This is a genomic window from Janthinobacterium sp. CG3 (genome assembly GCF_000344615.1).
In the GTDB taxonomy this organism is placed as follows: domain Bacteria; phylum Pseudomonadota; class Gammaproteobacteria; order Burkholderiales; family Burkholderiaceae_D; genus Janthinobacterium.
On the sequence record NZ_KB467824.1, the window covers coordinates 5,473,797 to 5,486,996 of the forward strand.

The 13,200-nt window shown below is 70.0% G+C and carries 8 protein-coding genes; all 8 read left to right on the forward strand.

All coding sequences use genetic code 11. From position 1 onward, the window contains the following. Positions 1 to 3: 3 nt before the first annotated feature. The gene (locus tag JANGC3_RS30030) at positions 4 to 1,140 is read left to right on the forward strand and encodes a hybrid sensor histidine kinase/response regulator (RefSeq protein ID WP_017879099.1); all 1,137 of its coding nucleotides are present in this window, start codon (positions 4 to 6) and stop codon (positions 1,138 to 1,140) included. After that, positions 1,137 to 4,493 (forward strand): hybrid sensor histidine kinase/response regulator, encoded by a 3,357-nt coding sequence (locus JANGC3_RS0124305; protein WP_017879100.1) that lies wholly within the window; start codon positions 1,137 to 1,139, stop codon positions 4,491 to 4,493. Before JANGC3_RS30030 ends, JANGC3_RS0124305 begins: the two co-directional genes overlap by 4 nt. Before the next feature lie 221 nt (positions 4,494 to 4,714). Further along, complete coding sequence (locus JANGC3_RS0124310; protein WP_017879101.1) at positions 4,715 to 6,433, forward strand: RecQ family ATP-dependent DNA helicase; 1,719 nt, start codon at positions 4,715 to 4,717, stop codon at positions 6,431 to 6,433. 179 nt (positions 6,434 to 6,612) lie between these two features. Continuing rightward, positions 6,613 to 7,677, forward strand: a complete 1,065-nt coding sequence (locus JANGC3_RS0124315; RefSeq protein WP_017879102.1) for a ligase-associated DNA damage response exonuclease — start codon at positions 6,613 to 6,615, stop codon at positions 7,675 to 7,677. Then, entirely contained in the window at positions 7,670 to 9,319 is a 1,650-nt protein-coding gene (locus JANGC3_RS0124320; protein ID WP_017879103.1) for an ATP-dependent DNA ligase, read from the forward strand. Before JANGC3_RS0124315 ends, JANGC3_RS0124320 begins: the two co-directional genes overlap by 8 nt. Then, positions 9,316 to 11,778 (forward strand): ligase-associated DNA damage response DEXH box helicase, encoded by a 2,463-nt coding sequence (locus JANGC3_RS0124325; protein WP_017879104.1) that lies wholly within the window; start codon positions 9,316 to 9,318, stop codon positions 11,776 to 11,778. The genes JANGC3_RS0124320 and JANGC3_RS0124325 overlap by 4 nt, the downstream gene beginning before the upstream one ends. Next, a complete protein-coding gene (gene pdeM, locus JANGC3_RS0124330) occupies positions 11,775 to 12,434 on the forward strand; it encodes a ligase-associated DNA damage response endonuclease PdeM (RefSeq protein WP_017879105.1) in 660 nt (219 codons plus the stop codon). Before JANGC3_RS0124325 ends, pdeM begins: the two co-directional genes overlap by 4 nt. Before the next feature lie 149 nt (positions 12,435 to 12,583). Then, complete coding sequence (locus JANGC3_RS31890) at positions 12,584 to 13,033, forward strand: KGG domain-containing protein (protein ID WP_085945330.1); 450 nt, start codon at positions 12,584 to 12,586, stop codon at positions 13,031 to 13,033. Positions 13,034 to 13,200: the final 167 nt, after the last annotated feature.

The following is a 13,200-nucleotide window of genomic DNA, read 5'->3' on the forward strand; positions in this document are numbered from 1 at the left end:
ACCGTGACCCCGACCATCTCCATCCTCGTCGTCGACGACATCGAACAAAACCTGGTCGCCGCCGAGGCGCTGCTGGCGCGTCCCGGCATGACCATCCTGAAGGCGGCCTCCGGCGCCGCCGCGCTGGAACTGCTGCTGGTGCACGAGGTCGCGCTGGCGCTGATCGACGTGCAGATGCCGCAGATGGACGGCTTCGAACTGGCCGAGCTGATCCGCGGCAGCGAGCGCACCCGCGCCATTCCGCTGATTTTCCTCACCGCCGCCACGCGCGAGCCCAGCTACAGCTTCCGCGGCTACGAAGCGGGCGCCGTCGACTTTCTGTTCAAACCGGTCGACGCCAAGGCCCTGGTCAGCAAGGTCAAGGTCTTCGTCGAGCTGCACCAGCAAAAAAAACAGCTGTCGAGCCAGCTCGAGGAGCTCAAGCACGCGCTGCGCCTCAATGAAATGTTTACCGCCGTGCTGGGGCACGACTTGCGCACCCCGCTGTCGGTGGTGATGAACGGCGCCATGCTGCTGCCCTTGATGAGCGAGCAGCCGAAGGTGGTCATGACGGCGCAGCGCATCCAGAGCAGCGCCAAGCGCATGGCGCAGATGGTCGACCAGTTGCTCGACCTGGCGCGCACCCGCTCCGGCGCGCTGCAACTGCGTCCGGCGCGCGACGACTACGCGCGCATCTGCGGCGCCATCGCCGACGAATTCGCCGGCCCCGGGCAAGCGGCGCGCATCGCCATCGCGTCCAGCGGCGACACCTGCGGCGTGGTCGACGTCGGCATTTTCTCGCAGGTGCTGTCGAACCTGCTGAGCAACGCGCTGAACCACGGCGACGGCGGCGAAACGGTGCATTTGGGCGTAGACGGCGGCGCCGCCGACGCCGTCAGGGTCAGCGTGCGCAACCGCGGCGCCATCGCGCCGCAACTGCTGCCGCATATTTTCGAGCCGTTCCAGCAGGGCAGCGAAAGCCGCAAGAGCGCCCAAGGCCTGGGCCTGGGGTTGTACGCGGTGCGCATGTTCGTGCAGGCCCACGGCGGCGCGGTGGCGGTCGCCTCCGACGAGCGCGACGGCACCGTCTTCACCGTCACCATGCCGCGCCACGGCCCGGCGCCGCAGGACCGGCAGCACCAGTTGGACGGTTGCGCATGACGGCCGGCTACCTGCCGCGCGGCGGCGGCGCCACCGGCGAGCTGGTGCGCGCCCTGGACTGGTCGGGCACCGCGCTGGGCGCCATCGCCGACTGGCCGGCCAGCCTGCGCACCAGCGTCGACATCGTGCTCAATTCGCCGATCGCCATGGTGTTGATGTGGGGGCCGCGCCACGTGATGGTCTACAACGACGACTACGCCGCCATCGCCGGCGCCAAGCACCCGGCCGCGCTGGGCGGCAGCGTGCCCGAGGTGTGGCCGGAAATCTGGGACTGGAACCGCGCCGTCCTCGAGGCCGGCCTGCGCGGCGAGGCCCGGGCGCACCGCGAAAACCCGATGGTGCTGCTGCGCCACGGCGCCCCCGAGCAGGTCTGGTTCGACCTGTTCTACACGCCGGTGCGCGACGAGTCCGGCGCGGTGGCCGGGGTGCTGTGCACGGTGGTGGAAATCACCGGCAGGCTGCGCCAGGAGCGCAGCCTGCGCCGCGCCAGCGAGGAGCTGGGCGTGGTGAACCGCACGCTGGCGGCCGAGGGCCGCGCCGCGCGCGAGGCCAACGTCCGGCTCGACGAGGAGCGCGGCCTGCTGCGCGCGCTGTTCGAGCAGGCGCCCGGTTTCATGGCGGTGCTGCGCGGCCCGCGGCACGTGTTCGAGCTGGCCAACCGGCCCTACCAGCGCCTGACCGGGCACCGCGCGCTGATCGGCCGCCCGCTCGCCGAGGCCCTGCCCGAGGTGCGCGCGCAGGGCTTTATCGAGCTGCTCGACGCCGCCTACCGCAGCGGCCAGCCGTACCAGGGCCGCCAGGTCGAGGTCGAACTGCTGCCGCCGGACGGCGGCCCGGCGCGGACGCGCTACGTCGACTTCGTCTACCAGCCGATCAAGGACGGCGCCGGCGCCGTCTCGGGCATCCTGGTCGAGGGCGTCGACGTCACCGAGACGCGGGAAAACGAGGAGCGCTGGCGCATCGCCCAGCAGGCCGGCGGGGTCGGCAGCTTCGAATGGTTCCCCGACACCGGCGAGGTGCTGGTGTCGGCCTCGTTCCGGCGCATCTGGGGCCTGGCCGACGAGCGGCCGGTCGACGCGGCGGCGCTGGCGGCGCTGGTCGAGCCGCAGGACCGCGACAAGATCGGCCCGGCGCGCATGCAACTCGGGCTCGAGGGCAATCCGCTGGCCTACGTCGAGTACCGCATCCGCCGGCCCGACAACGGCCAGTTGCGCTGGATCGCCCGCCAGGGCGAGGTGGTGGCCGGCGCCGGCCCGCGGCGCTACGTCGGGGTGTCGTTCGACGTCACCGGGCGCAAGCTGACGGAGGAGGCGCTGCACGCCAGCCAGGACCGGCTGGCGGCGATTTTCGGCCAAGCCTCGGTCGGCCTGGCCGAGCTGGACCTGGACGGCAATTTCCGCCGCGTCAACGGCGCGCTGTGCGCGATGCTCGGGCGCGGCGCCGAGCAGCTATTGGCGTCGAACATGGACGACATCATGCATCCGGACGACGTCGCCGGCAACGCCGCGCTGCGGCGCCGCCTGGTCGACACCGGCGCCCCGTTCACGCTGGAGAAACGCTACCTGAAGCCGGACGGCGCCCAGGTCTGGGTGGCGTCGAACTTTGCCCGCCTGGTCGACGAGAGCGGCCGGGCGCAGGCGCTGATCGCGGTGCAGACCGACATCACCGAGCGGCGCCGCGCCGAGCAGGCGCTGCACGAGTTGAACGAGACGCTCGAGCAGCGCGTCGCGCGCGAGGTGGCCGAGCGCGCCAAGGCCGAGGAGGCGCTGCTGCAGGCGCAGAAAATGGAGGCGGTCGGCCAGCTGACCGGCGGCATCGCCCACGACTTCAACAACGTGCTGCAGATTATCTCGGGCAATCTGCACCTGCTGTACCAGCAGGCGCCGCAGGACAGCGCCACGCGCCAGCGCCTGGAGACGGCGATCGCCGCCGTCGAGCGCGGCGCCAAGCTGTCCTCGCACCTGCTGGCGTTCGCCCGGCGCCAGCCGCTGCAGCCGGTGGTGGCCGACCTGGGCCGCTTGCTGCGCGATATGGACGCGCTGCTGCGGCGCGCGCTGGGCGAGGCGGTCGAGATCAGCAGCGTGGTCGGCGGCGGCCTGTGGAACACGCTGGTCGACCCGAGCCAGTTGGAGAACGTGATCCTCAACCTGGCCATCAACGCGCGCGACGCGATGGACGGCGCCGGCCGCCTGGACATCGAGCTGGGCAACGCCGTCATCGACGGGCGCTACGCGCGCAAGCTGGCCGGCGTGCAACCCGGCCAGTACGTGCTGCTGAGCGTGCGCGACAGCGGCTGCGGCATGTCCGGCGACGTGCTGCAACGCGCCTTCGAGCCCTTTTTCACCACCAAGGCCGAGGGCGTGGGCACCGGCCTGGGCCTGTCGATGGCCTACGGCTTCGTCACGCAAAGCCACGGCCACATCCGCATTGAAAGTGAACCGGGCCGCGGCACCGTTGTCAAAATCTATTTGCCGCGCTGTTTGCAGGAGGCGCAGCGGCACCACGAAGGCTTCGGCGACGAGGTCGCCGGCGGCAGTGAAACCATCCTCGTGGTCGAGGACGACGTCGGCGTGCGCGCCACCGTCGTCGACATGCTGGGTGAACTCGGTTACACGGTGCTCAAGGCCGAGGACGGCGAAAGCGCGCTGGCGACGCTGCACGGCGGCGCGCAGGTCGATTTGTTGTTTACCGACGTGATCATGCCGGGGCCGGTGCGCAGCCCCGACCTGGCGCGGCGGGCGCAGGAGTTGTTGCCGGACATCGCGGTGCTGTTTACGTCGGGGTATCCGCAAGACGCCATCGTGCACGGCGGCCGGCTCGACGCCGGCGTTGAATTGCTGAGCAAGCCGTACCGCCGCGACGAACTGGCGCGCAAGCTGCGCCAGGTGCTGGCCGGCCGGCGCCAGCAGAACCAGGAGCGCGCGCGGCAATCGATACCGGGGGGGACGAGCCTGAACCTGACCAACAACGCGCTGGCGGCGCAGCCGGGCGCGGCGCCGACTTCGCTGAAAATCCTGGTGGTGGAGGATAACCTGGACTCGCAGCAGATGGTGTGCGAGCTGGTGGGCATGCTCGGACACACCGTCAGCGGCGTCTCCGACGGCGAGCGCGCCTGGGAGCTGGTGCGCGAGCACGACTTCGACATCCTGTTTTCCGACGTCAGCCTGCCGGGCATGTCGGGCATCGAACTGGCCCGGCTGGTGCTGCGCGACAAGCCCGGCATCCGCGTTATCTTCTCCACCGGCTATGGCAAGGAAACGCTGGAGGGGATCGGCTTCGAAGCGCGGATACTGCGCAAGCCGTATGACTTGATGGAGTTGAAGGCGGCGCTGGAATACGCCGGCGCCGAGTAAGGGCGTCGGCGTGGCAGGCGTTCACACCACTGGCGTCGGCCCGGCGCCTTGCCTTGGGTGGAAGGCAAGCGTCGCCGCCTTGCGCCGCGCCAAACCGGCCGCGGCGCCGTCGCCCCCTCCTACGCCCGGCGTAGCCGTCGTCCTATAGCGCGGCAACGCTCGCAACCGTAAAGTTGGTGCGGGCACGGCGCGCGGGCGCCGCCTTTACATTGGAGCAAGCCATGGCGAGCCAGCAGGAAAATGGCGCCGCGTCGGCCGGCGCGCAGCGGCGCCCGGCGGCGCGGCGCAAACAAGTCGACCGTTTGCTGCGCACCGTGTTCGGCGTCGAGCGCCTGCGCGACGGCCAGCAGCACGTCATCGACAGCGTGCTCGAAGGCCGGGACACGCTGGCCATCATGCCGACCGGCAGCGGCAAGTCGCTGTGCTACCAAATCCCCGCCTCGATCCTCGGCGGCGCCACCATCGTCGTCTCGCCACTGATCTCGCTGATGAAGGACCAGCTCGACAAATTGCAGGAGGTCGGCATCAGCGCGGCCCAGGTCAACAGCAGCCTGACGCGCGGCGAGGAGCGCGACGCCATCGAGCGCATCCGCGCCAGGGTCAGCGAGATCGTCTTTTGCACGCCGGAGCGGCTGGGTACGCCGGACTTCCTGGCCTTGTTCGAGCACACCCCGGTGGGGCTGGTGGTGATCGACGAGGCCCACTGCATCTCGCAATGGGGCCACGACTTCCGCCCGGCCTATCTGGAGATGGCGGCGGCGATCCAGGCGCTGGGCCGGCCGACCATCCTGGCGCTGACGGCCACGGCCACCGAGGACGTCAGCGCCGACATCGCCGCGCAACTGGGGGCGCCGGCGATGCACGTCGTCAACACCGGCATCTACCGCGCCAATTTGCGCTACCGCGTGATCCAATGCACCAACGCCGACGACAAGAACGCCGAGGCGCTGCGCCTGGTGCGCGACAGCGCCGGCGTCGGCATCGTCTACGCCGCCACGGTGAAGGCGGCCGAGCAACTGCACGACATGCTGCGCGAGGCCGGCGAAAGCGTCGCGCTTTACCACGGCAGGCTGGCGGCGCGCGAGCGCGAGGACAACCAGAACCTGTTCATGGCCGGCGAGCGGCGCGTCATGGTGGCCACCAACGCCTTCGGCATGGGCATCGACAAGAGCGACACCCGCTTCGTCATCCACCTGCAGGTGCCGGCCAACCTGGAGGCGTATTACCAGGAATCGGGCCGGGCCGGGCGCGACGGCTTGCCGGCCGAGTGCACGCTGCTGTACTTCCAGGACGACAAGCGGGTGCAGCAGTTTTTCCTGGCCAAACACTACCCGACGGAGCAGGAGCTGCGCCAGCTGTTCGACGCCGCCAGGGAGCTGGCGGCGGGCCGCTCCAGCTTCACGTTCGACGAATTGAAGGCCAAGGTCGACGGCGTCGCCGAGGGCCGGCTGCGGGTATGCCTGAAGCTGCTCAAGGACGGCCGCCTGCTGCGCCAGAACCGCCGGCTGGCGTATCTGCCCAAGCCGGGCGCGCCGGCGGCCGGCGTGTTCGAGCAACTGGCCCAGGTCTACGTCGACAAGCAGGAGCGCGACCGCGCCGCGCTGGAACAGGTGGTGGGCTACGCGCAAAGCGGTTTTTGCCGCTGGAAGCTGCTGCTCGACTATTTCGGCGACAAGGCCGACTTCGAGCGCTGCTGCCACTGCGACAATTGCCTGGCGCCGCCCGCCGTGATGGAAGCGCTCAGCGACGCCGTTCATGTCGACGACGCCGCCGCCCCGCCGGCCCCGGCGCCCGTCCCGGCGATCACCGTCGGCAGCCAGGTCAAGGTGCCGAAATTCGACATCGGCACGGTGCTGTCGGTGGCCGGCGACATGGTCACCATCGAATTTCCCGAACGCACCACCAAGACCTTCATGGCCGAGTTTGTCACGCCGGCGTGACCAGCACGCCGTCGGATAGCGCGCCGGCGGCGCCGACGCCACACCGGCGGCAACGAGCCGGGGCGCGCCTTCAGGTCCGCCCCCGGCGGTGCGCCGGTGGTTTTGTGTGCGCCAGTTGACAGTCGCCAGCCATGCTTTTAACTAGAATCAACCATCGTGACTGACATTGGAGCGGCGGCATGGCGGATTTGGTGGTGGTGCGGCCGCAGGGCCTGTATTGCGAGGCGGGGCAGTTTTACATCGACCCGTGGCGTCCGGTTGAGCGGGCGGTGATCACGCACGCCCACGCCGACCACGCCCGCGTTGGCCACGGCCATTACCTCAGCGCGGCCGCCGGCGTGCCGGTGCTGCGCGCGCGCCTGGGTCCTATCCATATCGACGGCCTGGAATACGGCGTGCCGCTGCGACACAAGGACGTGACGATATCGCTGCACCCGGCCGGCCACGTGCTCGGCTCGGCGCAGGTGCGCATCGAACACCGCGGCGAAGTGTGGGTCGCCTCGGGCGACTACAAGATCGAGGCCGACGCCACCTGCGCCGGCTTCGAGCCGGTGCGTTGCGACACCTTCATCACCGAATCGACGTTCGGCTTGCCGATTTACCGCTGGCAGCCGCAGCGCGAAGTCTACGACGACATCAACGACTGGTGGCGCAAGAACGCCGCCGAGGGCCGCGCCAGCGTGCTGTTCTGCTACGCCTTCGGCAAGGCGCAGCGCATCCTGAGCGGCCTCGACGCCGACATCGGCCCCATCGTCTGCCACGGCGCCGCGCAGGCGCTGACCCAGGTCTACCGCGACTGCGGCGTGCGCCTGCCGCCGACGCGCATGGTGCACGAGCTGGCCGACCGCGCCGCGCTGAAGCGGGCCATCGTCATCGCGCCGCCGTCGGCCGCGGGCTCGCCGTGGATCAAGCGCTTCGGCGACTACAGCGACGCCTTCGCCAGCGGCTGGATGCTGCTGCGCGGCGCGCGCCGGCGGCGCGGCGTCGACCGCGGCTTCGTGCTGTCGGACCACGCCGACTGGCCGGGCCTGATGCAAGCCATCGAAGCGAGCGGGGCGCAGCGCGTCATCGTCACGCACGGCTCGATTCCAACGATGGTGCGCTGGCTGCGCCAGAAGGGTTGGCAGGCCGGCGCCTTCGACACCGAGTACGGCGACGACGAGGCGGCCGAGGCGGCCGAGGTGGCCGACGCCGGCCCGGCCGCCGCAACCGCGGCGCCGCCCGACGGAGCCGCCGATGCGTGAATTCGCCCGCCTGTACGCCGAGCTCGACGAAACCACAGCCACCAAGCGCAAGCTCGACGCCTTGCAAGCCTATTTCAGCAGCGCGGCGCCGGAGAACGCGGCCTGGGCCGTGTATTTCCTGGCCGGCGGCAAACCGCGCCAGGCCGTGCCGAGCAGGCTGCTGCGCGCGTACGCGACCGCCTACGCCAAGCTGGACGACTGGCTGTTCGACGAATGCTACGACGCCGTCGGCGACCTGGCCGAAACCATCGCGCACATTTTGCCGGCGCCCAGCCGCCACAGCGACGTCGGCCTGGCCGAGTGGATCGAGGGGCGCATCGCGCCGTTGCGCGGCGCCGCCCCGGAAACCATCCGCGCGGCGCTATTCCAGTATTGGGACGAGCTGGACGCGCGCGAGCGTTTCCTGCTGGTGAAGCTGATCGGCGGCGGCTTTCGCGTCGGCGTCTCGAAGCTGCTGGTGACGCGCGCGCTGAGCGCCATCGCCGCCGTCGATAGCAAGTTGATCGCGCAGCGCCTGATGGGTTGGACCGACGGCGCCGTCAGCCCGACCGCGCACGGTTTCCTGCAATTGATCGGCGCCCGCTCCGAGCAGGAGCACGCGCTGCGCGGCGGCCAGCCGTATCCGTTTTTCCTGGCGCACCAGTTGCAGGGCGAGCCGGAGGCGCTGGGCGAACCGGGGCGCTGGCAGGTCGAGTGGAAATACGACGGCATGCGCGCCCAACTGGTGCGCCGCGAGGGCCAAAGCTGGCTCTGGTCGCGCGGCGAGGACTTGATCACCGAACGCTTCCCCGAGCTGGCCGCGCTGCCCCTGCCGGACGGCTGCGTCGTCGACGGCGAGATCCTGATATGGCACGCCGGCGAGGCGCCGGCGCCGTTTAGCGAGCTGCAAAAGCGTATCGGCCGCAAGAGCCTGTCGGCCAAGCTGCTGGCCGAGCTGCCGGCGGCGCTGGTCGCCTACGACCTGCTGGAATTGGACGGCCTCGACCTGCGCGCGTTGCCGCAGCGCGAGCGCCGCGCGCTGCTGGAAACGCTGGTGGCGCGGGTGGCCGCGCCGCAGTTGCGCCTGTCGCCGCTGATCGTCGCGGCGCAGTGGCAAGAGTTGGCGGCGATCCGCGGCGAATCGCGCGCCCGCGGCGTCGAGGGCATGATGCTCAAGGCGCGGGACGGCGCCTACGGCGTGGGCCGCACCAAGGACGTCGGCACCTGGTGGAAGTGGAAGATCGACCCCTACACCATCGACGCGGTGCTGATCTACGCGCAAAGCGGCCATGGCCGCCGCGCCTCGCTGTACACCGACTACACCTTCGCCGTCTGGGACGCCGATCCGGACCCCGGCCACGCCGGGGCGGGCGGGCGCAAGCTGGTGCCGTTCGCCAAGGCGTATTCCGGCCTCACCGACGCCGAAATCGCCCAGGTCGACAACGTGATCCGCAAGACGACGATCGAGAAGTTCGGCCCGGTGCGCAGCGTCAAGCCGAGCATGGTGTTCGAGATCGGCTTCGAGGGCATCGCCGCGTCGAGCCGGCACAAGGCCGGCATCGCGGTGCGCTTTCCGCGCATCCTGCGCCGGCGCGACGACAAAAGCGTCGACGACGCCGACACGCTGGACGCGCTCAAGGGCCTGCTGGCGGCGCCTCCATGACGCTGGCGCGGCGCATCGACCAGTGGTTCGACGAACGCGGCTGGCGGGTGTTCCCTTTCCAGCGCGCGCTGTGGCGGGCGGCGCTGGCCGGCCGCTCCGGGCTGCTGCACGCCAGCACCGGCGCCGGCAAAACCTACGCGGTGTGGTTTGCCGCGCTGTTGCGCGGCGCGCGCGCCGACGCCGGCGGCAAGGCCGCGAAGCGCGGCCTGCGGGTGGTGTGGATTACGCCGATGCGGGCGCTGGCCGCCGACACCCTGCGCGCCTTGCAAGAGTCCGGCGCGGCGCTGGCGCCCGGCTGGCGCATCGACGCGCGCACCGGCGACACCAGCGCGGCGCAGCGCGCGCGCCAGGCCAAGACGCTACCCGAGGTGCTGGTGACGACGCCGGAAAGCCTGACCTTGCTGCTGAGCAAACCGGACGCCGAAGCCCGGTTCGGCATGCTCGACATGGTGGTGCTCGACGAGTGGCACGAGCTGATGGGCAGCAAACGCGGCGTGCAGGCGCAGCTGGCGCTGGCGCGCTTGCGGCGCTGGAATCCGGCGCTGCTGACCTGGGGCCTGTCGGCGACCATCGGCGACGTCGCCCAGGCCCAGGCCGTGTTGTTGGGCGGCGCCGACGCCGGCGGCCTGCTGTTGGAGGGCGATATCGGCAAACAGATCCTGGTCGACACGCTGATCCCGCCGCAGCCGTCGCGCTTTCCGTGGAGCGGCCATTTGGGCCTGGACATGCTGCAGCCGGTGGTGGCCGAGATCGAGCGCCACCAGGCCACGCTGGTGTTTACCAACACCCGCTCGCAGGCCGAGCTGTGGTATCAGAACCTGCTGGCGGCGCGGCCGGACTGGGCCGGGGTGATCGCGCTGCACCACGGCTCGCTCGACAAGGCGGTGCGCGACTGGGTCGAGAAGGGTGTCAAGGACGGCCGCTTGAAGGCGGTGGTGTGTACCTCCAGCCTGGACCTGGGCGTCGACTTCCTGCCGGTCGAACGGGTGCTGCAGATCGGCAGCGCCAAGGGCATCGGCCGGCTGTTGCAGCGCGCCGGGCGCAGCGGCCACGCGCCCGGACGCGTGTCGCGCCTGACGCTGGTGCCGACCCACAGCCTGGAGCTGCTGGAGGCGGCCGGCGCGAAACAGGCGGTGGCCGAGCGCCGGGTCGAGCCGCGGCCGGCGCCGGACAAGCCGCTCGACGTGCTGGTGCAGCATCTGGTCACGGTCGCGCTGGGCGGCGGTTTTCGCCCCGACGCGCTGTACGACGAGGTGCGCACGGCCTGGTCGTACCGCGCGCTGACGCCGCGGGAATGGCAGTGGGCGCTGGACTTCGTCGCGCGCGGCGGCCAGAGCCTGACCGTGTACCCGGAATACCGGCGCGTGCTGGCCGACGCCGACGGCGTCTACCGGGTGCCGGACGCGGCGCTGGGCCGGCGCCACCGGATGGGCATCGGCACCATCGTCTCGGAGGCGTCGATCCAGGTCAAGTTCATGCGCGGCGGCAAAATCGGCAGCGTCGAGGAAGCCTTTATCTCGCGCCTCAAGCAGGGCGACCATTTCCTGTTCGGCGGGCGCATCCTGGAGTTTGTGCGGGTCCATGAAATGACCGCGTATGTGAAGCGCGCCAGCGGCAGCAAGGGGGCGGTGCCGCGCTGGCAGGGCGGCAAGATGCCGCTGTCGTCGGAGCTGGCGCACGCGGCGCTGGAACAGTTGCGCCTAGCCGCGCTGGGCCGCTACGACGGCCCGGAAATGCAGGCCCTGAAGCCGCTGCTGGAGATCCAGCAGCGCTGGTCGGCGCTGCCGTCGGCCGACACGCTGCTAGTCGAAAGCCTGGCCAGCCGCGAGGGCCGGCATCTGTTCCTGTTCCCGTTCGCCGGGCGCGCCGTGCACATCGGGCTGGCCGCGCTGTTGGCCTACCGCATCGGCCGGCTGCAAGCGGCGACGTTTTCGATTGCCGTCAACGATTACGGTTTCGAGCTGCTGGGGCCGGAATCGCTGGACGTGGCGGCGCTGTTCCAGGGCGCCGATGGCGGCGCGGCCCTGTTCAGCGCCGACGCCCTGCTGGAGGACGTGCTGGCCAGCCTGAACGCGACCGAGCTGTCGCAGCGGCGCTTTCGCGAAATCGCCCGCATCGCCGGGCTGGTGTTCCAAGGCTATCCGGGGCAGCCGAAGAGCGCGCGCCAGTTGCAGGCGTCGTCGTCGCTGTTCTTCGAGGTGTTTCGCAAGCACGACGCCGGCAATCTGCTGCTCACGCAGGCCCAGCGCGAAGTGCTGGAGCAGGAGCTGGAGCTGACGCGCCTGCGCGCCACCCTGTTGGAGTTGCAGGGGCGCCGCATCGCCTTCAAGCCAACCAAGCGCGCCACGCCGTTCGGCTTTGGCCTGATGGTCGAGCGTTTCCGTGAAAAACTGACAACCGAAAAACTCGCCGACCGCATCGGCCGCCTGCTGCGCGAGCTGGAGAAGGCCGCCGCATGACGGCGTACGCGCTCAGCCTGGCCGGCGAGTCCGTGCTGTTATTGCCGCAGAAGGCGCTGTACTGGCCGCGCCGCAAGACGCTGCTCGTCGCCGACATCCATTTCGGCAAGGCCAGCGCCTTCCGCGCGCAGGGCGTGCCGGTGCCGAGCGGCACCACCTCGGCCAATCTGGCGGCGCTCGACGAACTGCTCGCCCTGCACCCGGTGGAACGGATTGTCTTCCTGGGCGACTTCCTGCACGCCCGCGCCGCCCACGCGCCGGCCACGCTGGCGGCCATGCTGGCCTGGCGCGGGCGCCATCGAACGCTGGCGCTGACGCTGGTGCGCGGCAACCACGACCGGCACGCCGGCGATCCGTCGGCCCTGCTGGGCATCGAAATGGTCGACGAACCGTGGCAGCTCGGGCCGTTTTCGCTGTGCCACCATCCCGACCTGGCGGCGCCCGGCTACGTGCTGGCCGGGCACGTGCACCCGGTGTTCCGGCTGGCGGCGGGCCGCGACGCGCTGCGCTTGCCGTGTTTTCTGGTCGGCGCGGCGCGCGCGGTGTTGCCGTCGTTCGGCGCGTTCACCGGCGGCTTCGCGGTCGCGCCAGCGCCCGGCGAGCGGTTGTTCCTGGTCGCCGGCGAGGCGGTGCTAGCGCTGCCCGGGCGGGGTTGAGACAGGTCAACGGGGTGCAAGACTGGTCCTACAGGCGCGCGTGTTTTTCTCCTATTTTGGAACGCAGGCGCGCGCACTACCATGAACTTTCCCTTAGCGGGACGCCAAGATGATTGGGCGATCTCAATCCGTTACAAATGGAGATAATCATGGCCACATCCAGCAACGATAATAAACAAGGCAGCAAACAAGACAAGAGCGGCGACAGCAAGCAAAGCGACACCAGCAAGCGCGGTTTCGCGTCGATGGACCCCGAGCTGCAACGGGAGATCGCCAGCGAAGGCGGGCGCGCCGCCCATGAGAAGGGTACCGCTCATGAGTTCACCTCGGAAGAGGCGCGCCGGGCAGGCAGCCAAAGCCACAAGAACGACGGCAGCCGCCAAAGCGCGGCCAGCGGTAGCGGTTCGCGCGACACGGCGCGCGCCGACCAGGATCAGGATCAGGATCAGGATCAGGATCAGGAGGAAAAGGGCGGCGGCGCAAGCGCTAGCCGTCAAAGCAAGGACAGCGAAAGCGGCAGCCGTCAAAGCAAGGATAGCGAAAGCGGCAGCCGCCAAGGTCAGAAGGGTGGCTCGTCCGGCGGCTCGGGTTCGCGCTGAGCCCAGTAGCCGAATGTGCTCTCCTTGAAGACCGCAGGCGGGACTTGCGGGGCCTAAGGTGCAAGCGAGAAACATTCGTTTCCCGCTTGCACTTGCGTAGGATAAATCTTGCGATCGTGGCCGTTTTAGTCCTATACAGGAAGGGAAGGCGTGGACTAATATGAGTT